The 26,405-nt window shown below is 70.2% G+C and carries 25 protein-coding genes; 4 read left to right on the top strand and 21 right to left on the bottom strand.

Going from position 1 to position 26,405, the window contains the following annotated elements; translation table 11 throughout:
• Positions 1-284: 284 nt before the first annotated feature.
• The 11 genes from EV284_RS29835 to EV284_RS29785 form a co-directional block, all read right to left on the bottom strand.
• Entirely contained in the window at positions 285-3,137 is a 2,853-nt protein-coding gene (locus EV284_RS29835) for a DEAD/DEAH box helicase (RefSeq protein WP_130339655.1), read from the bottom strand.
• A gap of 124 nt (positions 3,138-3,261) precedes the next feature.
• Positions 3,262-4,158 (bottom strand): twin-arginine translocase subunit TatC, encoded by an 897-nt coding sequence (tatC, locus tag EV284_RS29830; protein ID WP_130340053.1) that lies wholly within the window; start codon positions 4,156-4,158, stop codon positions 3,262-3,264.
• Between the two features lie 90 nt (positions 4,159-4,248).
• Positions 4,249-4,524, bottom strand: a complete 276-nt coding sequence (gene tatA / locus EV284_RS29825) for a Sec-independent protein translocase subunit TatA (protein WP_130339653.1) — start codon at positions 4,522-4,524, stop codon at positions 4,249-4,251.
• Positions 4,525-4,781: 257 nt separating this feature from the next.
• Positions 4,782-4,976: a hypothetical protein gene (locus EV284_RS29820; RefSeq protein WP_030812740.1), complete on the bottom strand. Its 195-nt coding sequence runs from the start codon at positions 4,974-4,976 to the stop codon at positions 4,782-4,784.
• A 32-nt stretch (positions 4,977-5,008) separates the two neighbouring features.
• A complete protein-coding gene (locus EV284_RS29815) occupies positions 5,009-5,242 on the bottom strand; it encodes a hypothetical protein (RefSeq protein WP_242625877.1) in 234 nt (77 codons plus the stop codon).
• A 56-nt stretch (positions 5,243-5,298) separates the two neighbouring features.
• Positions 5,299-6,294 (bottom strand): WYL domain-containing protein, encoded by a 996-nt coding sequence (locus tag EV284_RS29810; RefSeq protein ID WP_130339649.1) that lies wholly within the window; start codon positions 6,292-6,294, stop codon positions 5,299-5,301.
• 17 nt (positions 6,295-6,311) lie between these two features.
• Positions 6,312-7,265, bottom strand: coding sequence for a WYL domain-containing protein (locus tag EV284_RS29805; RefSeq protein ID WP_130339647.1), 954 nt, complete (start codon positions 7,263-7,265; stop codon positions 6,312-6,314).
• A gap of 179 nt (positions 7,266-7,444) precedes the next feature.
• On the bottom strand, positions 7,445-7,825 hold the full coding sequence (locus tag EV284_RS29800) for an FKBP-type peptidyl-prolyl cis-trans isomerase (protein WP_130339645.1): 381 nt from the start codon (positions 7,823-7,825) through the stop codon (positions 7,445-7,447).
• Positions 7,826-7,898: 73 nt separating this feature from the next.
• Positions 7,899-8,900: an FKBP-type peptidyl-prolyl cis-trans isomerase gene (locus EV284_RS29795; protein WP_130339643.1), complete on the bottom strand. Its 1,002-nt coding sequence runs from the start codon at positions 8,898-8,900 to the stop codon at positions 7,899-7,901.
• 145 nt (positions 8,901-9,045) lie between these two features.
• Positions 9,046-10,407, bottom strand: coding sequence for a Pup--protein ligase (gene pafA / locus EV284_RS29790; RefSeq protein WP_030812727.1), 1,362 nt, complete (start codon positions 10,405-10,407; stop codon positions 9,046-9,048).
• 9 nt (positions 10,408-10,416) lie between these two features.
• Positions 10,417-11,676, bottom strand: a complete 1,260-nt coding sequence (locus EV284_RS29785; RefSeq protein WP_130339641.1) for an MFS transporter — start codon at positions 11,674-11,676, stop codon at positions 10,417-10,419.
• Positions 11,677-11,846: 170 nt separating this feature from the next.
• Between EV284_RS29785 and EV284_RS29780 the strand changes: the two genes are divergently transcribed.
• Positions 11,847-12,863 carry a LacI family DNA-binding transcriptional regulator gene (locus EV284_RS29780; RefSeq protein ID WP_130339639.1) on the top strand — a complete coding sequence of 339 codons (1,017 nt, stop codon included), beginning with the start codon at positions 11,847-11,849 and terminating at the stop codon, positions 12,861-12,863.
• A gap of 81 nt (positions 12,864-12,944) precedes the next feature.
• On the opposite strand, the gene prcA is transcribed toward EV284_RS29780, so the two are convergent.
• The 6 genes from prcA to arc all read right to left on the bottom strand — a co-directional run bounded on the left by prcA (position 12,945) and on the right by arc (position 19,126).
• A complete protein-coding gene (gene prcA / locus EV284_RS29775) occupies positions 12,945-13,709 on the bottom strand; it encodes a proteasome subunit alpha (protein WP_130339637.1) in 765 nt (254 codons plus the stop codon).
• 66 nt (positions 13,710-13,775) lie between these two features.
• Positions 13,776-14,621: a proteasome subunit beta gene (gene prcB / locus EV284_RS29770; RefSeq protein WP_130339635.1), complete on the bottom strand. Its 846-nt coding sequence runs from the start codon at positions 14,619-14,621 to the stop codon at positions 13,776-13,778.
• Entirely contained in the window at positions 14,573-15,178 is a 606-nt protein-coding gene (locus tag EV284_RS29765; protein WP_130339633.1) for an endonuclease VII domain-containing protein, read from the bottom strand. Before EV284_RS29765 ends, prcB begins: the two co-directional genes overlap by 49 nt.
• Before the next feature lie 49 nt (positions 15,179-15,227).
• Positions 15,228-15,446, bottom strand: a complete 219-nt coding sequence (locus EV284_RS29760) for a ubiquitin-like protein Pup (RefSeq protein ID WP_030812711.1) — start codon at positions 15,444-15,446, stop codon at positions 15,228-15,230.
• Between the two features lie 167 nt (positions 15,447-15,613).
• Positions 15,614-17,125, bottom strand: a complete 1,512-nt coding sequence (dop, locus tag EV284_RS29755) for a depupylase/deamidase Dop (RefSeq protein ID WP_347402212.1) — start codon at positions 17,123-17,125, stop codon at positions 15,614-15,616.
• Positions 17,126-17,359: 234 nt separating this feature from the next.
• Positions 17,360-19,126 carry a proteasome ATPase gene (arc, locus tag EV284_RS29750; protein ID WP_130339631.1) on the bottom strand — a complete coding sequence of 589 codons (1,767 nt, stop codon included), beginning with the start codon at positions 19,124-19,126 and terminating at the stop codon, positions 17,360-17,362.
• 285 nt (positions 19,127-19,411) lie between these two features.
• On the opposite strand from arc, the gene EV284_RS29740 reads away from it, so the two are divergent.
• On the top strand, positions 19,412-19,714 hold the full coding sequence (locus EV284_RS29740; RefSeq protein WP_130339629.1) for a ferredoxin: 303 nt from the start codon (positions 19,412-19,414) through the stop codon (positions 19,712-19,714).
• 66 nt (positions 19,715-19,780) lie between these two features.
• Here the strand turns inward: EV284_RS29740 and EV284_RS29735 are convergent, their stop codons facing one another.
• The 3 genes from EV284_RS29735 to EV284_RS29725 all read right to left on the bottom strand — a co-directional run bounded on the left by EV284_RS29735 (position 19,781) and on the right by EV284_RS29725 (position 22,942).
• A complete protein-coding gene (locus tag EV284_RS29735) occupies positions 19,781-20,368 on the bottom strand; it encodes a hypothetical protein (RefSeq protein WP_130339627.1) in 588 nt (195 codons plus the stop codon).
• Between the two features lie 218 nt (positions 20,369-20,586).
• Positions 20,587-21,489, bottom strand: a complete 903-nt coding sequence (locus tag EV284_RS29730) for a tRNA (adenine-N1)-methyltransferase (protein WP_030812697.1) — start codon at positions 21,487-21,489, stop codon at positions 20,587-20,589.
• Between the two features lie 67 nt (positions 21,490-21,556).
• Positions 21,557-22,942, bottom strand: a complete 1,386-nt coding sequence (locus EV284_RS29725) for a site-2 protease family protein (RefSeq protein WP_130339625.1) — start codon at positions 22,940-22,942, stop codon at positions 21,557-21,559.
• 288 nt (positions 22,943-23,230) lie between these two features.
• Here EV284_RS29725 and EV284_RS29720 point away from each other — a divergent pair, with 288 nt between their 5' ends.
• Together EV284_RS29720 and EV284_RS29715 are read left to right on the top strand one after the other, a co-directional pair.
• Positions 23,231-24,037 (top strand): PD-(D/E)XK nuclease family protein, encoded by an 807-nt coding sequence (locus EV284_RS29720; protein ID WP_242625876.1) that lies wholly within the window; start codon positions 23,231-23,233, stop codon positions 24,035-24,037.
• A gap of 15 nt (positions 24,038-24,052) precedes the next feature.
• Positions 24,053-24,724, top strand: coding sequence for a response regulator transcription factor (locus EV284_RS29715; protein ID WP_030812688.1), 672 nt, complete (start codon positions 24,053-24,055; stop codon positions 24,722-24,724).
• Between the two features lie 60 nt (positions 24,725-24,784).
• Here the strand turns inward: EV284_RS29715 and EV284_RS29710 are convergent, their stop codons facing one another.
• Positions 24,785-26,365 (bottom strand): ABC transporter substrate-binding protein, encoded by a 1,581-nt coding sequence (locus tag EV284_RS29710; protein WP_130339621.1) that lies wholly within the window; start codon positions 26,363-26,365, stop codon positions 24,785-24,787.
• Positions 26,366-26,405 lie beyond the last annotated feature (40 nt).

The raw sequence follows: 26,405 nt of genomic DNA, 5'->3' as shown, positions 1-26,405 counted from the left end.
CGAATCCATCTCAACCGGGTCCGCCGCGGGCGAGCCTAATCCGACCGGGACACCCCCGTGTCATATTCGGCAAGCACCTGAAATCCCCCGAACAACAGGAGTACCGTCACCCCTATTTGCACAGCGGGCACCCATTCGAACACGCGGAGTAGCGCCACCCGCGCATACGAAAAGGGCCGGCCGAAGCCGACCCTTCTCTTGAGGGGGGCGCGGGGGTGTGGCGATCTACGGCTACCGCCGCGCGAGCGCGACAAGCCACGCCCCGCCCGCACCCGCCCGAGGACTCACCCCACGGACGAGTAGGCGACGACCCCCCGCAGCAGCTGATCGACAGCCTTCCGCGCGTTCCTGGCGACCGTCGAGCCCTCCGCGGGAGCAGCCGCGGCGACCTGACCGAGCACGTCGATCACCTGCTTCGTCCACCGTACGAAGTCCCCCGCGGGCATCTCCGCCTCCCGCAGGACTTCGTCGAGCCCCCTCCCCGAGGCCCACTGGTGGGCGATCCACGCGAACCCGAGATCCGGCTCCCGCTGCCCGACACCCTCGGTCTGGCTGATCCGGAAGTCCTCCTCCAACGCGTCCAGCCGGCCCCAGATCCGCACCATCTCCCCGAGCGCGGCCTGCGCCGGCCCCGAGGGCAGCTTGGGTGCCATGGCGTCGTCGCTGACCCGCGCCTCGTACACCAGCGCCGAGGCGCAGGCGGCGAGATCGGCGGGGCCGAGCCCCTCCCACACGCCCTCGCGCAGGCATTCGCTGGCCAGCAGGTCCAACTCGCCGTAGAGCCGGGCGAGCCGCTTGCCGTTGGCGGTGACCTCGTCGCCCCGGAGATAGTCCAGTTCGGTCAGCAGGGCCACGATCCGGTCGAAGGTCCGCGCGATGGTGTTGGTGCGGCCCTCGATGCGCCGCTCCAACTGCGAGGTGTCGCGCTGGAGCCGGTGGTAGCGCTCGGCCCAGCGGGCGTGGTCCTCCCGGTCGTCACAGCCGTGGCAGGGGTGTGCGCGGATCGCGGTGCGCAGCCGGGCGATCTCGCGGTCGTCGGCGGCCTGCGCCCGCTTCTTGCGGGCGCGCTCCGGCGGGATGTGCCCGGCCTTGGTGCGCAGCGCGGAGGCGAGATCCCGACGGGACTGCGGGGAGCGGGCGTTGAACGTCTTCGGGATGCGCATCCGGTCCAGCGCCTCCACCGGGACGGGGAAGTCCATCGACGCCAGCCGCTTGACCTGCCGTTCGGCGGTGAGCACCAGCGGGCGGGGCCCGTCGTGGTGGTCGAAGCCGCGGGGGCCGCCGGTCCGCCCGGCGGGCAGGCCGGGGTCGAGCACGAGCGCGAGGCCCGCGTACTTGCCGGTGGGCACGTGGATGATGTCGCCCGGCTTGAGCTTCTCCAGGGCGACGGCGGCCTCGGCGCGCCGCTGGTTGGCGCCCTGCCGGGCCAGCTCGGTCTCCCGGTCCTTGAGTTCGCGGCGCAGCCGCGCGTACTCGTCGAAGTCGCCGAGGTGGCAGGTCATGGACTCCTTGTAGCCCTCCAGCCCCTCCTCGTTGCGCTGCACCTGCCGGGAGATCCCGACGACCGACTTGTCCGCCTGGAACTGCGCGAACGACGTCTCCAGCAGCTCCCGCGAGCGGTGCCGCCCGAACTGCTCGACCAGGTTGACCGCCATGTTGTACGACGGCTTGAAGCTGGAGCGCAGCGGATAGGTGCGGGTGCCCGCGAGCCCGGCGAGGTGCTCGGGGCTCATCCCCCGCTGCCACAGCACCACGGCATGGCCCTCGACGTCGATGCCCCGGCGGCCGGCCCGGCCGGTGAGCTGCGTGTACTCGCCGGGGGTGATGTCGGCGTGCTGTTCGCCGTTCCACTTGACGAGCTTCTCCAGCACCACCGAGCGGGCGGGCATGTTGATGCCGAGCGCCAGGGTCTCGGTGGCGAACACGGCCTTGACCAGCCCGCGGACGAACAGCTCCTCCACGACCTCCTTGAAGGTCGGCAGCATGCCGGCGTGGTGGGCGGCGATGCCGCGCTCCAGGCCCTCCAGCCATTCGTAGTAGCCGAGGACGTGCAGGTCCTCGGACGGGATGTTCGCGGTGCGCTCCTCGACCAGGGCGCGGACCTGTTCCCGCTCCTCCTCGTCGTTGAGCCTCAGGCCCGCGTACAGGCACTGCTGGACGGCGGCCTCGCAGGCGGCGCGGCTGAAGATGAAGGTGATGGCGGGCAGCAGGCCCTCGGCGTCCAGGCGCTCGATGACCTCGGGCCGGCTCGGCGTCCAGGCACGCTGGCGCTGCCTGCGCTCCCGCTCCCGGTCGGCCTCGCGCATGGCGCGACCGCGCCTGCGGTCCTGGTAGGAGGGCCGGGTGGCCTCCATCCGGGCGAGCCGGGCGAGGTCGGGGTTGACGGCCTTCTTGCTGCCCTCGCCCTCCTCGAACAGGTCGTACATCCGCCGCCCGGCGAGCACGTGCTGGAACAGCGGTACCGGGCGGTGCTCGGAGACGATCACCTCGGTGTCGCCGCGCACGGTGTCCAGCCAGTCGCCGAACTCCTCGGCGTTGGACACGGTGGCCGACAGCGACACCAGGGTCACCGACTCGGGCAGGTGGATGATCACCTCTTCCCAGACGGCGCCACGGAAGCGGTCGGAGAGGTAGTGCACCTCGTCCATGACCACGTAGCCGAGGCCCAGGAGGGTCTGGGAGCCCGCGTACAGCATGTTCCGCAGCACCTCGGTCGTCATGACGACGATCGGGGCGTCGGAGTTCACGCTGTTGTCGCCGGTGAGGAGGCCGACCTTGTCGGCTCCGTAACGGCGGCACAGGTCGGCGTACTTCTGGTTCGACAGCGCCTTGATGGGTGTCGTGTAGAAGCATTTCTTGCCCTGTTCCAGGGCGAGGTGGACGGCGAACTCGCCCACGATCGTCTTGCCCGAGCCGGTGGGGGCGGCCACCAGCACGCCCTTTCCGCTCTCGAGCGCAGAGCAGGCTTCCACCTGGAAGTCGTCGAGGCCGAAGTCGTACATCTCGCGGAAGCCCGCGAGCGCGGTGGCCTGCTCGGCGGCCCGCACTCGGGACGCCGCGTACCGCTCGGCCGGTGAGAGGTCCTCTGTCATCGTGCTTTCGAGCGTACCGGCCCGCACCGACAACAGGACGATCATTATCGCTTCCCACGCCCAGCGAAACGGAATGCCCGGCTCCGAGCCGCCCCGCGGGCGGGCGCCCCATGGAGAAGGGGCCGGACGGAAGATCCGTCCGGCCCCTCGCTCACGGGTGCGGGTCCGCTCAGGTGACGTCGTCGTAGCCCTCGTACCGGCCCGGCGGGAGGGCCTCGGTCTGGCGGGCCTGCTCGGGGACGGCGGCGGTCAGCCGCTCGGGGCCGGCGACCGGCTCCGGCCGGTGGTCCAGCGGCGAGGCCTCGTCGTCGTCCAGCTCGGCCGCCTCGTCGGCGCGCTCACGGCGGCGGTCGTTGAGCAGCGCGATGCCGACGGCGATGAAGTACAGCACCACGATGGGGCCGGCCAGCGCGATCATGCCGAAGGGGTCCGTGGTGGGGGTGGCGACGGCGCCGAAGACGAAGACGCCCATGACCACACCGCGCCACCAGCCGGCCATGCGGCGTCCGGTCACCACACCGGCGAAGTTCAGCATGACCAGCAGCAGCGGCAGCTCGAAGGCGCCGCCGAAGATGAGGATCATCCGGACGATGAAGTCCAGGACCTTGTCCATCGGCAGGATGTTCGCCGAGCCGTCGGGTGTGATGCCCAGCAGCACCCGCATGGAGATCGGCAGGATCGTGTAGGCGAGCCAGCCGCCCGCCAGGAAGAGCGGCACCGCCGCGGCCACGAACCCGTAGGTGTACCGGCGCTCGTTGCGGTGCAGCCCCGGGGCGACGAACGCCCACAGCTGGTACAGCCAGACCGGGCTGGAGAGGACCACGCCCGCCATGAAGCAGACCTTCACCGTGGTGGTGAAGGGCGACAGCAGGTCCGTGTAGGCGATGACCGCGCACGAGCCTCCGGTGGACTCACCCAGGCCCCCGGTGCAGCGCGGGACCGGCTGCGAGAGGAAGGACATCAGGTCCTGGCTGTAGAAGGCGGCCACCACGGAGACGACCGTGATCGCCAACATGCCCTTGGCGAGCCGGTTGCGCAGCTCGCGCAGGTGCTCCACGAGGGGCATCCGCCCCTCGGGGTCCTTCTCTTTCTTGCGGGCAGACTTGAGCAACCCACGTCCTCATCTCGTGCGGCAGGCCGGTGGTGCGGCCGCGGGTCAGCGCTGGGTGGTGTCCGTCGGCTCGTTGACCGGGCGGGCGCTGTGCACGTCGCCGGGGGCGGCGTGGATGGTGCGCTGCGCGGGGGGCTGCTCGCCGGGGGCCGGAGGCGTGGAGGTGTTGCTCTCCTCCTTCATCGCCTTGGCCTCGCTCTTGAGGATGCGCGCGGACTTGCCCAGCGAGCGGGCCATGTCCGGAAGCTTCTTCGCGCCGAAGAGCAGGAAGACGACGACGAGAATGAGAATGATCTCGGTAGGACCGAGCCTTCCGATCATGAGTTAGTACCTTCTCACCGAGGCGGGGGTGGGGGTGCTGTCCGACCGCTCGGACAAGCGTCCGGATGGTCGTGCCGGCAGCGATCGTAACGCTCCGGGGTAAACGAGAGGCAATCCCCGTGCGTACTCCCGGTCCGCGGTACGCGCCTCGTTCTTCGCACCGCGACCAGCAGCGTACCCGTACGTCTGTCCCGCATGACAGGGCGAAGTGACGCAAACCGCTTGTGGCGTTTCCGGCGTCCCGCCCGCCCCGCTGGTCAGAGCGTGTCGGCGGCGCGGGCGGTGCTCACCGCGGCCCGCTCCAGGTCCTCGGCGGCACGGCTGATGCGGCGTCCGGAGTCGGCGACCTGGAGGCCGAGCTGCCGCGCGGCCGCGAAGACGCGGACGGCGAGCACCCCCAGTACGGCGAGACCCAGAAATCCCATGGCTACCGCGAACATCGGCCAGAACATGGGGACGAGCCTAGACCGTCCCGGAGCCGGCTTCAGACGGTGGAGTGCAGCCGCAGGGTCCGCACCCCGGCCCCGCTGAGCAGTTGCACGATCCGGTCCCCCGCGGGTTTGCGCACCGCCGTGTCGCACCCGGGGCAGGTGAAGGAGTAGAACGTGGTCCGGCTGGAGCCGCCGATGGCCAGCCGCAGCGCGTTCGCGGCGAGTTCGAACCGGCCCCGGCAGTCGGGGCAGGCCGCCTTGAACACCACGGGCACGACGCGCCGCATCCCGGCGAAGGCGGCGGCGGCCGTCACCTCGCGCGTTCCGGGTACCGAGGTCTCGTTCACGGCGTGTGCTCCCGCCCCTCGTACGCGGCCAGCGCCTCGCGGGCGGCCCGGCGGGCCCGGTCGGCCAGGTCGGACGGCGACACGATCCGGCCGTCGGGGCCGAGCCGCAGGGCGAGCCGGCGCAGCGAGGCCGGGTCGGGGGTGCGCAGGGTGATGCGCAGGCCGCCGTCGGGCAGTTCCTCGGCCGTGTCGTGCGGGTAGTACTCGGCGACCCAGCGGCCGCCGGGGCCCACCTCGACCACGACCTCGGGGTCCTCGGCGGCGGGCTGCACCAGGCCCTCGGACAGGTCGCGCGGTTCTATCTCGGGCGGCGCGGCCGGCTCGTCGAGAATCCGGATCTCCGCGACCCGGTCCAGCCGGAAGGTACGGCGCGCCTCCGAGCGGCGGCACCACGCCTCGACGTAGGTGTGGCCCATGGTGACCAGGCGGATCGGGTCGATCTCCCGCTCGGTCAGCTCGTCGCGGGCCGGGGAGTAGTAGCGCACCCACAGCCGGCGCCGCTCGGAGATGGCCCGGTCGACGTCGGCGAAGACCCCGCCCTCGGACTCGAAGGTCACCGACAGCCGTGAGCTGGCCCCGGCCGCCTCACCGGCGGCGGTCTCCACCTTGGCGGTGGCCCGTACGAGTGCCTGCCGGTCGCTCTCGCGCAGGCCGGGCAGGGTGGCCACCGCGCGGGCGGCGACCAGCAGCGCGGTCGCCTCGTCGGCGGCGAGCCGGAGCGGCTCGGCCGCGTCCTCGCCGAGCGCGGCCGGGTTGTGCCACCAGATCCGCTCGCCGTCGGTGTCGATGTCCAGCAGGTCCCCGCCCCGGAAGCTGGTGCCGCACATGGGCAGCACGTCCAGGTCGGAGACGAGTTCGTCCTCGGTGATGCCGAAGGCGCGGGCCACGTCCGCGATCCGGGCGCCGGGGCGCTCGCGCAGATAGGTGACCAGCGACAGCATCCGCCGCGTCTGGTCGATGGCGTTCACGGGCCTCGCCGGTTTGCCTGCCATGGTGTCTCGCTCCGCTCTCAGCCCTTGGCCACGGCACGCAGCCGGTCCACCACGTCCGCCCGCAGCTCGGCCGGTTCCAGCACCACCACGTCCGGCCCGAACTCCACCAGCCAGGCATCCAGCCCGTGCCCGTACGGAATCTCCAACTCGTCCCAGCCGTCGCCCAGTTCGCGCACCTTGGTGGCCCTGGCCCGCAAGGGGTAGCCGGCGCCCGCCCGCAGCCGGATCAGCGCGGAGCGGTCGGCGGTCTCCCCCGCCCAGCCCCGTACGGTCTCCCGCACGGTCACCACGTCCGGCACCGGCGCGGTGAAGCCCGTGCCGCGGGCACGCACCTTGCCGGTGATCCGGGACAGCCGGAAGACCCGCTCGGCGCCGCGCTCGCGGTCGAAGCCGGCCAGGTACCAGTGGCCGCGCCAGCACTCCAGCGCCCACGGCTCGACATGCCGGGTCTCGGGGTGCGCGGCGGACGCCTTGCGGTAGTCGAAGACCACCGGGCGGCGGTCCCGGCAGGCCAGCATCAGCGGCTCGAACGCGGCCTCGTGCACGGGGATGCGGGGCTCCAGCGCGCCGTGCGAGCCGTAGGGGTCGACGTCCTCGGGCAGCCCGGCCGCGCGCAGCTTCTGCAGGGCGCCACTGGCCGCGCCGGCCAGCCGGGCCTGCTGCCAGACCTTGGCGGCCAGGCCCAGGGCGGCGGCCTCCTCGGCGTCCAGGGTGATCGCGGGCAGCCGGTTGCTGTCACGGCGGGCGAGGTAGCCGACCTCGCCCTCCAGGTTCTCCACGGTCTCGATGACCAGGCCCAGCTCGCGCAGGTCGTCCTTGTCCCGCTCGAACATGCGGTTGAAGGAGTCGTCCGACCCCGCTTCCAGGTACGCCTCGATGGACCCGCGCAGCTCGCGCTTGCTGAGCGGCCGCCGTGCGCCGAGCAGGCACAGCGCGAGGTTCATCAACCGCTCGGCCTTGGCAATGGCCATCGACGCCTACGCCTTCCCTCATGTGCTTCCGACCGTCGACCGTACCGCTCCCGGGTGGCGCGGCAAAAGCCGAAGCAAAGAACGGGGGCCGTTACGGACGAGGGTGGTCGAAGAAGAAGGGCCCGCGCACCAGGCGCGGGCCCCACTCCCTACACAAACGATCAGGTGTGATCGTCGGGTCAGCGCTTGCCGACGCCCACCAGGTCGCAGACGAAGATCAGCGTCTCGCCCGGCGCGATCCGGCCGCCGGCACCCCGGTCGCCGTACGCGAGGTGCGCGGGGATCACGAGCTGGCGGCGGCCGCCGACCTTCATGCCCTGCACGCCCTTGTCCCAGCCCGGGATGACCTGGCCGACACCGAGCTGGAACTCCAGCGGCGTGCCGCGGTTCCAGGACGCGTCGAACTCCTCACCCGTGGAGAACGCGACGCCCACGTAGTGCACCTTGACGACGTCGCCCGCCTCGGCGACCTCGCCGTCGCCCTCCCAGATGTCCTTGCTCTCAAGGTCCTTCGGCGGCTCGCCGCCCGGAAAGTCGACCTCGGGCTTGTCGATGCTCACGTCAAAAGCTCCTGCGTGTGTACGAAACGAAACATGGACAGTCTGTCATCCCCGCAGCTCCGGCGCCCGCGCGCTACATCGCCGCGAGGATGTCCACCGTGAAGACCAGCGTGGCGCCCTTCTTGATACCGCTCCCGCTCGGCGGGTTGTCCCCGTAGCCCAGGTCCGGCGGCACCACGATCAGCACCCGGCTGCCGACCTTCTTCCCCGTGATCCCCTGCGCCAGACCCTTGACGACCTGCTCCATCTGCTCCACCGAGAACTGGCTCAGGCGCCCCGAGCCGTACGTCTTCTGGAACGTCCGGCCGCCCTGCCACTCCAGCCCCTGGAACTGGCACAGCACCGCCTGCTTCCTGGTGACCTCGTCCCCGTCGCCCTCCAGGATGTAGTTCGACACCAGCTTCTTCGGCGGGTCCGACTTCGGCAGCGTCACCTTCGGCTGGTTGCCGTCGGTGTTCGTGGCCACCTTGGGCAGCGCCGGGTCCGTCTGCGGGACCTCCTTGCCCTTCGCCGAGCTCTTGGTGTTGTAGGAGTCCAGCAGGTCGATCACGAACACCAGCGTGTCCGTGCCCTTGATCCCCGCCTGCTCGTTGCCCGACGGCCCGTACCCCCAGGTCGGCGGCACCGCGATCTCCACCCGGCTGCCGATCTTCTTCCCCGTCAGCGCGTACCGCCAGCCGTCGATGATGCTGCCCTGCGCCAGCTGCAGCACCAGCGGACTGCGGTCGTAGGAGTTGTCGAAGACCTTCCCCGAGCTCCAGATCTGGCCCAGGTAGTTCGCCTTGATGAAGTCGTTCTCCGCCACCGCGCGGCCGTTGCCCGCGATCACCGTACGCACCGCCAGGTCCTTCGACGGCTCCCCGGTCCCCTTGGCGACCGTCGGCTTCTCCCCGAACTTCGTCCCCGCCGTGATCGCCGGCAGCGGCCCGTCCACGATCTTCGGCGGCGGAGGCGACGAGGCCGAAGACGACGGCGACGCAGTCGCCTTGCTCGACTTCGCATCACCGTCGCCGCACCCGGCGAGCGTGACCAGTCCAGCGGGAACGGCGGCCAGGAGGAGTGAGCGTCGGCGCACGGGAGATGCCTCGTAATCGGTCGATCTTGCGGATTGGTGCGCGCAACTCTACGGCGTGACAAGGGCGCCGTACGGGAAACGTACGGCGCCCGTGTGGCGCTCGAAGGCAATACGGCGCCAAAAGCCGCGGCCGGAGGGACCGCTCCTACATTCCGGCGATCAGTTTCTCCACCCGGTCGTCCACCGAACGGAACGGGTCCTTGCACAACACCGTGCGCTGCGCCTGGTCGTTGAGCTTCAGATGCACCCAGTCGACCGTGAAGTCCCGGCGCTGTTCCTGCGCCCGCCGGATGAAGTCACCGCGAAGCCGCGCCCGAGTCGTCTGCGGCGGCACCGACTTGCCCTCGAAGATCTTCAGGTCATTGCAGATACGCGCCGCCTGACCCTTCTTCTCCAGCAGGTAGTACAGCCCGCGACGCCGGTGGATGTCGTGATACGCGAGGTCTATCTGCGCGACCCGCGGATGCGACATCGTCATGTTGTGCTTCTCACGGTACCGCTCGATGAGCTTGTACTTCATCACCCAGTCGATCTCGGTACCGATCCGGTCCAGGTCCTCCGTCTCGATCGCGTCCAGCGTCCGGCCCCACAGCTCAAGCACCTGCGCGACCGTGCCCGTACGGATGCCCCGGCGGTCGCAGAAGTCCACCGCCTTGTCGAAGTACTCGCGCTGCACCTCCAGCGCCGACGCCTCCCGGCCACTGGCCAGACGCACCTTGCGCCGGCCGGTGATGTCGTGGCTGACCTCGCGGATCGCCCGGATCGGGTTCTCCAGCGTCAGATCCCGCATCACCGTGCCCGCCTCGATCATGCGCAGCACCAGATCGGTGGCGCCGACCTTCAGCAGCATCGTCGTCTCGGACATGTTCGAGTCGCCCACGATGACATGCAGCCGCCGGTAGCGCTCGGCGTCCGCGTGCGGCTCGTCCCGGGTGTTGATGATCGGCCTCGAACGCGTCGTCGCGGACGACACGCCCTCCCAGATGTGCTCCGCCCGCTGACTCACGCAGTACACCGCACCACGCGGCGTCTGGAGCACCTTGCCCGCCCCGCACAGCAACTGCCGGGTCACCAGGAACGGGATGAGGATGTCGGCGAGCCGGGAGAACTCCCCGTGCCGCGCCACCAGATAGTTCTCGTGGCAACCATAGGAGTTGCCCGCCGAGTCGGTGTTGTTCTTGAAGAGGTAGACGTCGCCCGCGATTCCCTCCTCGTGCAGGCGTCGTTCCGCGTCCACCAGGAGTCCCTCGAGAATGCGCTCGCCGGCCTTGTCGTGGGTGACCAGCTCGGTCACATTGTCACACTCGGGTGTCGCGTATTCCGGATGTGAGCCCACGTCGAGATACAGCCGAGCGCCGTTCCGCAGAAAGACATTGCTGCTGCGGCCCCATGACACGACACGGCGGAAGAGGTACCGCGCCACCTCGTCAGGAGACAGACGCCGCTGTCCCCTGAACGTGCACGTGACGCCGTACTCGTTCTCCAGCCCGAAAATGCGGCGGTCCATGAGTGAACATTACGCCCGATCCCCTGAACTGAAACGGGGTTCGGCAGCACGATCTGGATCATTTTCCGATGAAGCCGCAACCACACCACCCCCGACAGGAGCCGTCAGCACCCGTCCCGTGGCCAGCAGCACCAGCAACGACACACCCCCCGCCACCCCCGGCAACGCGAACCCCCACGACGCACCACCCGACTGGACCACCGGCCCCGCGAGCCCCGTCCCCACCGACGCGCCCACCATGAACGTCGTCACCAGCCACGAGAACGCCTCCGTCACCGTCCCCGCCGGAGCATGCCGGTCCACGATGATGAACGCGCACGCGATGCACGGCGCCAGGAACACCCCCGCCACCACCGACAGCAGCACCATCGCCACCACCCCCGGCATCCACAGCAACGGCAGGTAACACACCGCCAGCAGCGCCACCAGCACCCTCAGCCGCCGCTCCGGAACCCCGGACCACCGCCGCGCCCCGTACACCGTCCCGCCGGCCAGCGCGCCCAGCCCCAGCCCCGCCATCATCCAGCCGTACACCGCGTCACCACCGTGCCCGTCCGCGTACGACACCGACGCCACCGTGATCGACCCCATCGCGATCCCCACGAACAGGAACGCCCCCAGCAGCGCCAGCAGCCCCGGCGACCGCAGCGCCCCCAGCCAGTGCGCCTCCCGCGGCTCCGAGCGCCACGCCCGCGACGGCGCCGACACCACCACCGACAGCGCACCCACCACCCCCACCAGGTTCAGCACCAGCAGCGCCGCCCGCTCCGACCACACCGACACGCACAGCGTCACCAGCAGCGGCCCGACCGTGAACATCACCTCCTGCGCCACCGCGTCCAGCGCGTACGCCGTGTGCACCTGGTCCCCCCGGCGCAGCACCGACGGCCACAGCGCCCGCAGCCCGCCCTCCAGCGGCGGCGTGCACAACCCCGCCAGCGCCACCAGCGCGTACGCCAGACCCAGCGGACCGATCCCGCAGAACGCGAACCCCGCCATCGCCAGCGCCGACGCCAGCGCCGCCGGCAACTGCACCCGCGGCTGCCCGTACAGGTCCACCAGCCGCCCCAGCAGCGGCTGGCCCACCGCGTTCGCCACCCCGTACACCGCCGCCAGCGCGCCCGCCAGGCTGTACGTACCGCCCTCCGCGCGCACGAACAGCACCATGGCGATCGGCGCCACCGCGTTGGGCAGCCGGCCCACCAGCGTCCCCGTCAGCAGGCGCAGCGCATGCCGCGCCCGCAGGATCTCCAGATAACCCGTCGCCATGTCCCGCCCCTTCAGCGGCCGCTCCGGCACCCCCGACCGCCGTCGCGATGTCCCCGAAGTGTTACGTATAACTAACGCTTTCATACGTACCATGTGCGCTGTCCGACCGTCCACACGGCACCCGACCCACAGCACCCCGCCCACACAGCACCCCAAGGAGCACGCCCGCGGTGGCACGCAGCAGCACGCGCCCGACCAGCCGTGACGTCGCCCGCGCGGCCGGAGTCAGCCAGGCCGCCGTCTCACTCGTCCTCGGCGACAAATGGCGCGGCCGCGTCTCCGAGACCACCGCCCAGCGCGTCCGCCAGGCCGCCACCGACCTCGGCTACCGCCCCAACCTCGCCGCCCGCAACCTCCGCCTCGGCCACACCCGCACCGTCCTCCTCGTCGTCCCCGCCCTCACCACCGAGTTCTTCGCCGGCGTCTACACCGGAGCCGCCCGCGTCGCCGCCCGGCACGGCTTCGGCGTCGTCCTCTACCCCTCCCCCGAAGGCGTCGGCCCCGCCCGCGACCCCTTCGCCAGCGCCCAGGCCGCCCTCGACGGCGTCATCGCCTCCTCCATGGCCGCCGACGCCCTCACCGCCATCAGCGGCGACCAGCTCCCCCTCGTCATGCTCGACAGCGACCCCGCCGGCAGCCTCGGCGCCGCCACCGTCAACCTCGACATCACCGACGGCGTCCGCCAGGTCACCGACCACCTCCTCGGCCTCGGCCACCGGCACCTCCTCCACCTCGCCGCCGACATCCCCTCCTGGACCTTCGAGATCCGCGCCCGCGCACTCGCCGACCGGCTCGCCGCCACCCCCGGCACCCGGCTCACCACCGCCCACGCGCCCATCACCATCGACGCCGCCCGCGCCGCCACCGAGACCGCCCTCACCACACCCGGCCCCCGCCCCACCGCCATCGTCTGCGACGACGACAAACTCGCCGCCGGCGCCTACAAGGCCGCCCGCCGCCTCGGCCTGCGCATCCCCGACGACCTCTCCGTCACCGGCCTCGACGACCTCGCCCTCGCCACCGCCCTCGACCCCGAACTGACCACCGTCCGCCTCGACGCCGAACTCTTCGGAGAACGCGGCATGCAGGCCCTCCTCGCCGTCCTGGAAGGCCGCGAGCCCGAACACGGGGACATTCCCGTCCAGCTCATCCCCCGGGCCTCCACGGCCCCACCACGGCCCTTCTGACGCCCACCCACACCCCCACACGAAGTGCCCCCGGCCGGAAACCGGCCGAGGGCACCTGAACAGACTCGCGCGGCGCGCGCCTCACTCCTTCTCGGAGCCGGACGCCTCGTCCGGATCGTCCGCGCTCTCCGCCTCGGTCGCCGCGCCGTTCGCCGCCAGCAGCCGCGACAGCTGACCGCCCACGATCCGCTTGAACTTCCGCTTCTGCGGCCGCGTCCGGTCCAGCACCGCCACCTCCAGACGCTCTGCGGGAATCTCCCGCTCACCGCCGTTGGTGTCCCGCGACAGCGCCTGCACCGCCAGCTTCAACGCCTCCGCCAGGCTCATCCCGTCCCGGTGCCGCTGGTCCAGGAACGTGCTGATCTGCTCCGCGTTGCCGCCGACCGCCACCGAACCGTGCTCGTCCACGATGGAACCGTCGTGCGGCAGCCGGTAGATCTGGTCGCCGTCCGGAGTCCCACCGACCTCCGCCACCACCAGCTCCACCTCGTACGGCTTCTCGGCCGCCGAGGAGAAGATCGTGCCCAGCGTCTGCGCGTACACGTTCGCCAGACCGCGCGCGGTCACGTCGTCACGGTCGTAGGTGTAACCACGCAGATCCGCGTACCGCACACCACCGATCCGCAGGTTCTCGTACTCGTTGTACTTGCCGGCGGCCGCGAAGCCGATCCGGTCGTAGATCTCACTGAACTTGTGCAGCGCACGGGACGGGTTCTCACCGACGAACACGATCCCGTCGGCGTACTGCATGACCACCAGGCTGCGACCGCGCGCGATGCCCTTGCGGGCGTACTCGGCGCGGTCCGCCATGGCCTGCTGGGGTGAGACATAGAACGGCGTCGACACCGGTTATCCGTCCCTTTCTGTCATGGTCACTGGGATCACCTCACTGCGAAGACCGAGCACGCCCGCTCAGAGCAGGGCGGCCCGCGGACCGTCCGGCTCCTCCAGCCGCCGCTGGAGCACCGCGCGCGACAGCTCGGACGCCTCCTGCTCGGTCAGCCTGCGGAAACCGTCGTCGGTGATCACCGTGATGATCGGGTAGATCCGGCGCGCGACGTCGGGACCACCGGTCGCCGAGTCGTCGTCGGCCGCGTCGTACAGCGCCTGCACCACCAAGGTGGTGGCCTCGTCCTCGGTCAGGTCGTCGCGGAACAGCTTCTTCATCGCACCGCGCGCGAACACCGAGCCCGAGCCGGTCGCCGCGAAGTGGTGCTCCTCGCTGCGGCCGCCCGTCACGTCGTACGAGAAGATGCGGCCCTTCTCCCGGTCCAGGTCGTACCCCGCGAACAGGGGGACCACGGCCAGGCCCTGCATGGCCATGCCGAGGTTGGAGCGGATCATCGTCGACAGACGGTTCGCCTTGCCCTCCAGGGAGAGCTGCGCGCCTTCGACCTTCTCGAAGTGCTCCAGCTCCAGCTGGAAGAGCTTGACCATCTCCACGGCCAGGCCCGCCGTGCCGGCGATGCCGACCGCGGAGTGCTCGTCCGCCGGGAAGACCTTCTCGATGTCCCGCTGGGCGATGACGTTGCCCATGGTGGCGCGGCGGTCACCGGCGAGGACGACGCCTCCGGGGAACGTCACGGCCACGATCGTCGTGCCGTGCGGGGCCTCGATCACGCCCTGCACCGGCGGCAGCGTCCGCTTGCCCGGCAGCAGTTCCGGCTGGTGGTCCGACAGGAAGTCCATGAAGGAGGACGACCCAGGCGTCAGGAAGGCAGCTGGCAGACGCCCGGTGCTACGAGTGTTGGCTTCCACGCGTTTCCTTCCACGTATGCAGCAGCCCGCCTTATGGCATCGGGCCGATCCCTCAACTGCCCCAGCGCGGCATTGCAGCTGAAGCACAATACGCCTCGGACCCTACCCGTCTCATGGCAGTGATCCACATGTGCGGGCGGAGCAGAAAGACAGATGCAGCAGACACCGCCCTGCGAGGCGATCAGGGCGTCCCGCTCGGACTCGCTGAGGCCGTAGTTGCGCTTGAGGTGATCCTGCCGACCGTAGGCGGCCCGGCAGGATCGGCACCGGGTGGACAGGCCGTCCGAGGCGCTCGCGTTGCGATGCCATTCGCTGTGCGGCTTCACCTCGCCGCACGCCCGGCAGAGCTTGCGCCCGGACGGCACGTCCACGCTCTCCCGGACCGGCTTCCCCGTGGCCTCACGGCGGCGCCGGTAATGCGAGGCACTGTATTTCGCCACGCATTCCCGGCAATACGGCTGGAGGCCGTCGCCTCGGTTCCGGTCCCGCGCGAACGCCGCGGGAGCCAACTCCCGCTCGCACTTCCCGCAGCGTTTCGCGGTCGATCCCGCAGTCACCCGATTCCCCCGCACCCTTCACTTCGAAGGCGACTTCGCCAGCCGACCTTTATTCGCCGCCTTTTTGCACGAAGGAGCGCACGAAATCCTCGGCGTTTTCCTCGAGTACGTCATCGATTTCGTCGAGCACCGAGTCCACGTCGTCGGTCAGCTTTTCCTGTCGTTCCTTGAGGTCTTCGGAGCCCTGTGCTTCCTGGGTCTGCTCCTCGACCTCTTCGGTGGAGCGTGTGGCCTTCTGCTGGCCGCCGCCGGTGTCCTTGGTCGCCATAACCCTCACCCCGCTCAGTTCGCCGTTCGCTGATGATCAGACCCTACAAGCCGGGTCCGACATCGGCCCCGTAGTTCCAGGAACGTACGGGGGCCATCTCGATGATTCCCTGACGCCGGGATTTCCACCCTGCGAAGGGAGCCGAATCAATGCCCCGGACCGGGGTTTCAATTGCCGGACAGCACCCTGACCAGCTCATCAGCGGTCCGGCACCGGTCCAGCAGCTCCTTGACGTGATTTCGCGTTCCGCGAAGAGGTTCCAGGGTTGGCACCCGCTGGAGCGAATCGCGGCCGGGAAGGTCGAAGATGACCGAGTCCCAGGAGGCCGCGGCCACGTCGTCCGCGTACTGCTCCAGGCACCGCCCCCGGAAGTAGGCCCGCGTGTCCTCCGGCGGCTTCGTACGCGCCCGCTCGACCTCGGCGTCGTCCAGCAGCCGCTTCATGCGGCCCTTGTCGACCAGGCGGTTGTAGAGGCCCTTCTCGGGGCGGACGTCGGCGTACTGGAGGTCGACCAGGTGCAGCCGGGGCGCGTCCCAGTCGAGGTCGTCGCGGCGGCGGTAGCCCTCCATGAGCTGCCGCTTGGCGACCCAGTCGAGTTCCGCCGCCAGGCTCATGGGGTCGTTCTCCAGCCGGGTGAGGGTGTCCTCCCAGCGGACGAGGACGTCCTTGGTCTGGTCGTCGGCGTCGGCGCCGTAGCGCTCCTCGACGTACTTGCGGGCCAGCTCGAAGTACTCCATCTGCAACTGCACGGCGGTGAGCGTGCGTCCGCTGCGGAGGGTGACGAGGTGCTGGAGGGAGGGGTCGTGGGAGACCTGGTGGAGGGTGCGGACGGGCTGGTCGACCGCGAGGTCCACCGCGATGAAGTTGTCCTCGATCATGGAGAGGACCAGTGCGGTGGTGCCCAGCTTGAGGTAGGTGGAGATCTCCGAGAGGTTGGCGTCGCCGATGATCACGTGGAGGCGGCGGTACTTCTCGGCGTCCGCGTGGGGTTCGTCGCGGGTGTTGATGATGGGCCGCTTGAGGGTGGTCTCCAGGCCCACCTCGACCTCGAAGTAGTCGGCGCGCTGGCTGAGCTGGAAGCCGTGTTCGTGGCCGTCCTGCCCGATGCCGACGCGGCCGGCGCCCGCGAAGACCTGGCGGGAGACGAAGAAGGGCGTCAGGTGGCGCACGATGTCCGAGAAGGCGGTCTCCCGCTTCATCAGGTAGTTCTCGTGCGTGCCGTAGGAGGCGCCCTTGTTGTCGGTGTTGTTCTTGTAGAGGTGGATGGGCTGGGCGCCGGGCAGCGCGGCGGCGCGTTCGGCGGCCTCGGCCATGATGCGTTCGCCGGCCTTGTCCCAGAGGACGGCGTCGCGCGGGTTGGTGACCTCGGGGGCGCTGTACTCGGGGTGGGCGTGGTCGACGTAGAGCCGGGCGCCGTTGGTGAGGATGACGTTGGCGAGGCCGATGTCCTCGTCGGTGAGCTGGCTGGAGTCGGCGACCTCCCGGGCGAGGTCGAAGCCTCGCGCGTCGCGCAGCGGGTTCTCCTCCTCGAAGTCCCAGCGGGCCCGGCGGGCCCGGTGCATCGCGGCCGCGTAGGCGTTGACGATCTGGGACGAGGTGAGCATGGCATTGGCATTGGGGTGGCCGGGGACGGAGATGCCGTACTCCGTCTCGATGCCCATTACTCGCCGTACGGTCATGCGGCCCTCCTTGCCCGGCGGCACCCTCTGTCTTGGGTGCCGCTCGCGTACCGCTGGCGCTCCGGTGCGTGTGCGGTGCCCGTCCCCGCACTGCGCGACTCGGCGGTAGGAAAGAGCCTAGAACGCCTTTGCACTGGTGGGGAGATCATTTGCGTCATTGACTGCTCCGGTCGTGGCCTGAAAAGCGAGCGGCTGCGGATGCCCGTGGCGGGCATCCGCAGCCGCTGGAGCCCTTTACAGGTACTGACCGGTGTTCGCCACCGTGTCGATGGACCGTCCGGTGTCCGCGCCCTGCTTTCCGGTGATGAGGGTGCGAATGTAGACGATCCGTTCGCCCTTCTTTCCGGAGATGCGGGCCCAGTCGTCGGGGTTGGTGGTGTTGGGCAGGTCCTCGTTCTCCTTGAACTCGTCCACGCATGCCTGGAGGAGGTGGGAGACGCGGAGGCCCTTCTGGCTCTTGTCGAGGAAGTCCTTGATCGCCATCTTCTTGGCGCGGCCGACGATGTTCTCGATCATGGCGCCGGAGTTGAAGTCCTTGAAGTAGAGGACTTCCTTGTCTCCGTTGGCATAGGTGACTTCCAGGAAGCGGTTGTCCTCGGTTTCCGCGTACATCTGCTCGACCGCCGTCTGGATCATGCTCTGGACGGTGATCTCCTTGTCGCCGCCGTGCTCGCCGAGGTCGTCGGAGTGCAGCGGGAGGCGCTCGGTGAGGTACTTGCCGAAGATGTCCTTGGCGGCTTCGGCGTCCGGGCGCTCGATCTTGATCTTCACGTCGAGCCGGCCGGGCCGGAGGATGGCGGGGTCGATCATGTCCTCGCGGTTGGAGGCGCCGATGACGACCACGTTCTGGAGGCCCTCGACACCGTCGATCTCCGCGAGGAGCTGGGGGACGATGGTGTTCTCGACGTCGGAGCTGACGCCGGAGCCGCGGGTGCGGAAGAGGGATTCCATCTCGTCGAAGAAGACGATGACGGGGGTGCCCTCGCTGGCCTTCTCACGGGCACGCTGGAAGACGAGGCGGATCTGCCGCTCGGTCTCGCCGACGTACTTGTTGAGCAGCTCGGGGCCCTTGATGTTGAGGAAGAAGCTCTTGCCCGAGGCCTGTCCGGTCACTTCCGCGACCTTCTTGGCGAGCGAGTTGGCGACGGCCTTGGCGATCAGGGTCTTGCCGCATCCGGGGGGGCCGTAGAGCAGGACGCCCTTGGGCGGGCGCAGCTCGTGCTCCTTGAAGAGGTCGGGGTAGAGGTAAGGGAGTTCGACGGCGTCGCGGATGGCTTCGATCTGGCCGCCGAGTCCGCCGATCTGTTCGTAGCCGATGTCGGGGACTTCTTCGAGGACGAGTTCCTCGACCTCGCTCTTGGGCACGACTTCGTAGACGTAGCCGGAGCGGGGTTCGAGGAGGAGTGCGTCGCCGGGCCGGATGGTGATGCCCCGCAGCGGTTCGGCTAGCCGGACCACGCGTTCCTCGTCGGTGTGTCCCAGTACCAGGGCGCGTTCGCCGTCCTCGAGGATCTCCTTGAGGGTGACGATGTCGCCGACGCTCTCGTACTCCATGGCCTCGACCACGTTGAGCGCTTCGTTGAGCATGACTTCCTGGCCGCGCCTGAGGTTGTCGAGTTCGACGCTCGGGCTGACGTTGACGCGGAGCTTGCGGCCGCCGGTGAAGATGTCGGCGGTGCCGTCCTCGTTGGCCTGAAGGAAGGCTCCGAAGCCGGCCGGCGGCTGGGCGAGCCGGTCGACTTCCTCCTTGAGGGCCACGATCTGGTCGCGGGCCTCGCGGAGTGTGTTGGCCAGGCGCTCGTTCTGTGCGGAGACGCCGGCCAGGTTGGTCTGAAGCTCGACGATCCGCTCTTCGAGAATCCTCGTGTGCCGCGGAGAGTCGGCGAGCTTGCGGCGCAGGACGGCGATCTCCTGCTCAAGATAGGCGATCTGCCCGGCGGGGTCGTCGGACCCTCTTCCCGAGCGGATGCCGCGGTTGATGTCGTCGTCGTGGGCTGCCACGGTCCTCACCTCCTCCAAGGGGAGCTGGACGCTTCCAGACCCTACCTGGGTGGGTGTCGATTGAAACCCCTAGATCACAAAGACTGTCAAGGTGTGTCGTCGGTCACCCGGTGCGCTCCCTCTCGCACGGAGGGGATACCCACTGAACGTGATGCGGAAGCCGCTTGTTCCGGGTGATCCGTCGGCCGCGCGGGCGCGGACGGTGGGAAGGCGGGCGGCGGGGGTAGGGTCGGGGTGTTCGACAGCCGCCGGACATGTGGGTCCGGTGAATCCAGGTCAGGAGAGATGAGCGTGCAGCAGGAGGCCCCGGACGGCGAGGCGCTGGAGGTCTGGATCGACCAGGACCTGTGTACCGGTGACGGGATCTGCGCCCAGTACGCGCCGGAGGTGTTCGAGCTGGACATCGACGGGCTGGCCTATGTGAAGGGCGCCGACGACGAGTTGCTGCAGGCCGTGGGGGCGACGGTGCCGGTGCCGCTGCCGTTGCTGACGGATGTGGTGGATTCGGCGAAGGAGTGTCCGGGGGCGTGCATCCATGTGCGCCGGGTTTCGGACCGGGTCGAGGTGTTCGGGCCGGAGGCGGACTGAGCCCTGGCGGACCCCGTTGGAGGACGCGCGCGTGCGATGGCATGCGCGCGTCTCGTGCGTTCGGGGTCAGACGCCTCGGGTGTCGTCGGGGGTGGAGCGCAGGAAGGCGTGGCCGTTCCAGCGCCAGGCCGCGGCCTTTTTCACGTCGGGGCAGCAGCTCGGTATGTCGTCGGTGGAGTAGCCGAGCAGGGTCGTCGTCACGGTGCGGTCGCGGAGGGCGAGGTCGGTGGCGGTGAGGCGCTCGGCGGGCTGGACGAGGGTGGCGACGACGCGGGGCCTGCCGTCGGTGGCGTCGCGGGTGAGGACGTAGACGGCGTCGGGCGGGGTGCCCATGGCGGCGTCGCAGTGGACGACGGCGACGGTCTCGGGTTTGCCGTCGCCGTCGAGGTCGCCGTCGGCTCTGTGGGCGACGACGGCTTTGACGGGGCCGCAGTCGAGGGGGAAGGCGACGCCGGTGGTGCCGGGCGGGGTGGTGGCGGTGGGCGCGGGGGCGGGTCTGGCCTCGGTGGTGGTGGCCGGCTGGGCCGCGGTGGCCGGGCCGGGCTGTACGAGGGAGGACAGTGCGATCACGCCGGCGACCGCGGTGGCCGTGGCGACCCAGTGGATGGGCCGGGTGTCCGTGCGGGCGAGCTCCGGGACGGCGGATTGCTGCACTAGGAGGGTCTCCTGTGGGGCTGTGCCGGTGAAGGGGTGGCCAGCATGGTGTCACACGTCACGGTGGGTGGGAACGGCGGGGGCGGGTGCGGATTCGGCGGGGTGCGTGGTGTCCTGCGCCTGGCGTCTTCGAGGGGGTACGCGAGGGCGCCGTGCCCCTGGTTCCCGTGGCGGGAGGTGGGGGACGGCGCCCTGGTGTGGTGCGGGGTGGGTGCGGGTCAGCGGCCCGCGCCGCCGTCGGCGTTGGGGCCGGCGTAGTCCTCGCCGTAGGCGCCCTTGGCGGGGCGGCGGCGGCGCATGGGCGGCTCGACGCCGTCGGCGAGGCGGCGGGCGGTGAGCAGGAACCCGGTGTGGCCGATCATGCGGTGGTCCGGGCGGACGGCGAGGCCCTCGATGTGCCAGTTGCGGATCATCGTCTCCCAGGCGGTCGGCTCGTTGAAGCAGCCGATCTCGCGGATGGACTCGACGGTCCGGGCGAGCTGGGTGGTGGTGGCGACGTAGGCGCAGAGGATGCCGCCGGGGACGAGGGCCTTGGAGACGGCCTCCAGGCATTCCCAGGGGGCGAGCATGTCGAGGATGACGCGGTCGACGTCGGTGTCGGAGAGGTTGTCCTGGAGGTCGCCGACGGTGAGCTGCCAGGCGGGGTGTTCGCCGCCGAAGTAGCGCTCGACGTTCTGCTTGGCGATCTCGGCGAAGTCCTCGCGGCGCTCGTATGAGTGCAGCATGCCCTGGTCGCCGATGGCGCGCAGCAGGAAGCTGCTGAGCGAGCCGGAGCCGACGCCGGCTTCGACGACGCGGGCGCCGGGGAAGATGTCGGCGAAGGCCAGGATCTGCCCCGCGTCCTTGGGGTAGACCACGGCGGCGCCGCGGGGCATGGACAGGACGTAGTCGGGGAGCAGGGGGCGCAGCGCGAGGTAGGCGACGTTGCCGGTGGTGCGGACAACGCTGCCCTCGGGAGCGCCGATCAGTTCGTCGTGCGGGAAGGAGCCCTTGTGGGTGTGGAAGTTCTTCCCGGCTTCGAGCGTGAACGTGTAGTGGCGGCCCTTGGGGTCGGTCAGCTGAACCTGGTCCCCGACCTTGAAGGGCCCGCGCCTGCGGGCGGCACCGGTCGGTTCGGACATGTGACCAGCCTACCGGCAGGAGAGGGGGCCGCCGACCACGCTCCCCGGTGCTGCCAGGGGGTGTGCGTCAGGAGGGGCGTGCCATGGCTTTGACGAAGGCGCGCTCGACGTCGGCCGCCGAGAGGACGCCGTAGATCTCGCCGGTGTTCTCGACGACCAGGTACTCGGTGGCGGGGGTGGCGCGGAGGGTGTCCAGGAGTTCCTCGCCGGAGAGTTCGGCGGAGACGCGCATGCCGGCGGTGAGGTCCTGGGCGAGTTCGCTGACGGGGACCCAGGGGCGGCGGTGTTCGGGGACGCCGACGATGGCGGCTTCGCGGACGAGGGAGAGGGGGTTGCCGTCGGTGTCGACGACGACGAGGGCGCGGGCGCCGGCGGCGTTGGCGCGGCGCAGGCCCTCGGAGAGGGGGGTGTCGCTCTGGACGGGGACGGCGCGGCGGGTGAGGGTCCGGGCGCGGAGGTCGGGGAGGTGTTCGCGCAGCCGGGCCATGCGGAGGCTGTTGCCGGCGCCGGTCCAGATGATGGCGGCGAGGATCGCGGCGAGCAGGGCGTCGGTGACGGTGTCCATGCCGCTGACGTCCTGGTCGCCGCCGAGGGTGCCGGACTGGTTGAGCAGGGGCAGTCCGATGAGGACGGAGACGGCGAGGGCGCGGCCGACCCAGGCGGCGGCGACGGTGCCGGTCATGGGGCGGCCGGTGATCTTCCAGACGACGGCGCGGAGCATGCGGCCGCCGTCGAGCGGGAGGCCGGGCAGCAGGTTGAAGATCGCGACGATGAGGTTGGAGATCATCAGCCCGGCGAGGAGGACGCCGGGGACGGTGCCGGGCTCGACGGGTTGGAGGGCGAGGTAGAAGAGTCCGGCGAGGACGAGGGAGAGCAGGGGGCCGACGAAGGCGAGGACGAATTCGCGGCCGGGTGTCTCGGCTTCCTTCTCGATCTCGGAGACGCCGCCGAAGAACTGGAGCTGGATGCGGCGGACGGGGAGTTTGAAGCGGAGGGCGGCGATGGTGTGCGCGAGTTCGTGGACGAGGACGGAGGCGTAGAAGGCGACCGCGAAGAAGAGGGAGACGAGGTAGCGCAGGGCGCCGAGTTCGGGCAGGACGCGGTCGAGCTGGCCGCCGAAGACCCAGGTGATGAGGGCGGCGACGAGGAACCAGCTCGGGGCGACGTAGACGGGTACGCCGAAGGGGCGGCCCATGAGGATGCCGCCGCCGGGTTCCCTGGGGCGCTCGGGGGGCGGGTCGGTGCGGGCGATGCCGGCGTGGGCGAGGGAGCGGTGCTCGTGCTCGGTGCGGTGGGCGGTGTCGCCGGGTTCGGGCTTGTCGGGGTGGCCCTCGCCGGGTGCGGACTCGTGTTCCGGGTCGTGTTCGGGGTTCGGGGTCGGAGGCGCTGGGGGGTGCTCGGCCGGGTGGTTCTTGTCCGGCCGCGGCTGCCCGTTCCCGCCGGTCACGTCCACGGTGTCCCCTCGTTCGAAGCGTCTTCCGCGCGTGGCCGGGCGGAAGGGTCTCGGGTCGATGGTATGCGGCCGGGGTGGCGCGGTCCGCTCCGGCACCCTGGTGGGGTGGGGGCGTGAGGTGCGTGGCTGGGTCGCTGTCGGTGCCGGGCCGTATGGTCTTGGGTCATGGAGAGCAGCGGTGTGGAGAGTGCCCCCGAGGGCGTTTCGGGTGGCGGGGCCGGCGCGGAGGGTGTCGCGCGGGTCGTCGTGGCGCCGTCGTCGCTGTCTCCGTCGCGGGCGAGTGATTTCATGCGGTGTCCGCTGCTGTACCGCTTCCGGGTGATCGACCGGCTGCCGGAGAAGCCGAGTGAGGCGGCGACGCGGGGCACGCTGGTGCACGCGGTGCTGGAGCGGCTGTTCGACGTGCCGGCGGCGGAGCGTACGGCGCCGGCGGCGAAGTCGTTGATCCCGGCGCAGTGGGACCGGTTGCGGGAGAGCCGGCCGGAGGTCGCGGAGCTGTTCGAGGGTGATCCGGAGGGTGAGCGGCTGGCGCGCTGGCTGGGTGAGGCGGAGCGGCTGGTGGAGCGCTGGTTCTCGCTGGAGGATCCGACGCGGCTGGAGCCGGCCGAGCGTGAGATGTTCGTGGAGACGGAGCTGGATTCGGGGTTGCGGCTGCGCGGGATCATCGACCGGGTGGATGTGGCGCCGACGGGTGAGGTGCGCATCGTCGACTACAAGACGGGGAAGGCGCCGCGCCCGGAGTACGCGGAGGACGCGCTGTTCCAGATGAAGTTCTACGCGCTGGTGGTGTGGCGGCTGAAGCGGGTGGTGCCGCGCCGGCTGCAGCTGGTGTATCTCGGCAGTGGTGATGTGCTGACGTACGACCCGGTGCCGGCGGATCTGGAGCGGGTGGAGCGGAAGCTGCTGGCGTTGTGGGCGGCGATCCGGGAGGCGACGGAGTCGGGGGTGTGGCGGCCGCGGCCGACGAAGCTGTGCGGCTGGTGCGATCACCAGGCGGTGTGCCCGGAGTTCGGGGGTACTCCCCCGCCGTATCCGCTTCCCGTGAGGGCGGCGGAGTCGGGCGCGGAGGGCGCGGGCAGAATGGGGCCGGTCTAGCGAAGGAGTTCTCAGGTGGCCATCCGCGTCCTTTTGGTCGATGACCAGCCGCTGTTGCGTACCGGGTTCCGGATGATTCTGGAGGCGGAGCCGGACCTGGCGGTCGTCGGTGAGGCCGGTGACGGTCTGCAGGCGCTCGATCAGGTGCGTGCGCTGCAGCCGGATGTCGTGCTGATGGACATCCGGATGCCCCGGATGGACGGGGTGGAGGCGACGCGCCAGATCACGGGTCCGGAGCGGGACGGTCCGGCGAAGGTGCTGGTGCTGACGACGTTCGATCTGGACGAGTACGTGGTGGAGGCGCTCAGGGCGGGGGCGAGCGGGTTCCTGCTGAAGGACGCTCCAGCGGACGAGCTGGTGCAGGCGATCCGGGTGGTGGCGGCGGGTGAGGCGATGCTGGCGCCGAGCATCACGCGGCGGCTGCTGGACAAGTACGCGACGCATCTGCCGTCGGGCGAGGAGCCGGCGCCGAGCACGCTGCACACGCTGACGGACCGTGAGGTGGAGGTGCTGAAGCTGGTGGCGCGGGGGCTGTCGAACGCGGAGATCGCGGCGGATCTGTTCGTGAGCGAGACGACGGTGAAGACCCATGTGGGGCATGTGCTGACGAAGCTGGGTCTGCGGGACCGGGTGCAGGCGGCGGTGTACGCCTACGAGAGCGGTCTGGTGCGGCCGGGCGCGCAGTAGCGGAGGGTTTCGGGGCGCCCTTCCTGTCGGAGGGGCGCCCTCGGTGTTCCGGAGCGGGGTTCAGCTCTTGCTGAGTTCCCAGAAGCGGAAGACGGTGGAGGCGTCGAGGCAGTACTCGAGGCCGTAGACGCCGTCCCGGACGACGGCGTACTGCTTGGCCTGCCAGACGGGGAGGATGGGCAGTTCGTCGGCGACGATGTCCTGGACCTGCGCGAAGTCCTTGTCGGTGGCGGCGCGGTCGCTCTGGGCGGCGGTGGCCGGGAGCAGGGTGCCGGTGAGGCGCCTGTTGTCGTAGTGGTTGGACAGCACGTTGCCCTTGCCGAAGAAGGGCGCGGTGAAGTTGTCGGCGTCCGGGTAGTCCGGCACCCAGCCCTTGACGTAGACGCCGTACTTGCCGGCGGCGATGTCCTTCTCGTACTGGTCGAAGGGGACGGACTTGACGTCGGCTTCGAACAGGCCGCTGGCGTTGAGCTGTCCGGCGACGGCGCGCAGTTCCGCGTCGGTGGCGGGGCCGTAGCGGGCCGGGGTGGACCACAGGGTCAGCTTCACCTTGCCGGTGATGCCGTCGGCGTGCAGGGCCTGGGCGGCCTTGGCCTTGGAGGGGCGGGCGCCGTAGGTGTCGAAGAAGGCGGTGTTGTGGCCGATGATGCCGGCCGGGATGATCGAGTACAGGGGGGTGGCGGTGCCCTGGTAGACGTTGTGGATGAGGGCGTCGCGGTCGAGCAGGTGGGCGATGGCCTTGCGTACGCCGAGCTTTCCGGCGACGGGGTCCTTCATGTTGAAGACGAGGTGCTGGACCTCGGCGCTGCTGCCCTCGATGACGTCGATGCCCTTGGTGCCTTCCTGGGCGTCGATGTCGGTGATGTCGGTGGCGCTCAGGCCGCGGTAGGCGATGTCGATGCCGCCGCCGAGGAGGGCCTTCTTCAGGGCCTTCTGGTCGCCGTGGAAGAACTTGAGGGTGACGCCGGAGTTCTTGATGGCGGCGGTGCCCCGGTAGTGGGAGTTGACCGAGAAGACGGCCTGGCCCTTGTCGAAGGAGTCGAGCTTGTAGGGGCCGGAGCCGACGGCCTTCTTGTCGGTGCGCAGGGCGCCGGCGTCGTACTGGCGGTGGTCGACGATGGAGCCGGCGCCGGAGGCGATCTTGCTGGGGAAGGTCGCGTCGGGGGCGTTGAGGTGGAAGACGACCGTCTTGGCGTCGGGTGTCTCGACCCGCTCCAGCGTCGGGAACATGACGGCCGGTCCGGCGGGGTCGTTGATCTTCAGCAGGCGGTCGAAGGAGAACTTGACGTCCTCGGAGGTGAGGGAGTCGCCGTTGCTGAACTTCAGGCCGGGCTTGAGTTCGCAGGTGAAGAGGGTGGCCCGGGTGTCACCGAAGGCGCAGGACTTGGCGAGTTCGGGCTCGGGCTGGGTGCCGCCGTTGGGGAAGCTGAGCAGCGACTGGAAGACGTTGTTGAACAGGAGCCAGGAGCCGGGGTCGTAGCCCGATGCCGGGTCGGTCGCCAGGACGTCGTCGGACATCCCCATCACCATGGCATGGCCGGTGCCCTTGGCATCGTCGGTCCCGGTGCCGCAGCCGGTCAACAGGCCGCAGGCCAGCCCCGCCACCACGGGCAGGACCGGCCACTGGGTGCTCATCTTCACAGCAGTGCCTTGTCGTCGGTTCGTGGCCCGGAGCCGCCGT

The sequence above is a fragment of the Streptomyces sp. BK022 genome, from assembly GCF_004217355.1.
Classification (GTDB): Bacteria; Actinomycetota; Actinomycetes; order Streptomycetales; family Streptomycetaceae; genus Streptomyces; species Streptomyces griseoluteus.
Note: the sequence above shows the minus strand (reverse complement) of the source record. Positions and strands in the feature narration are given on the sequence as shown.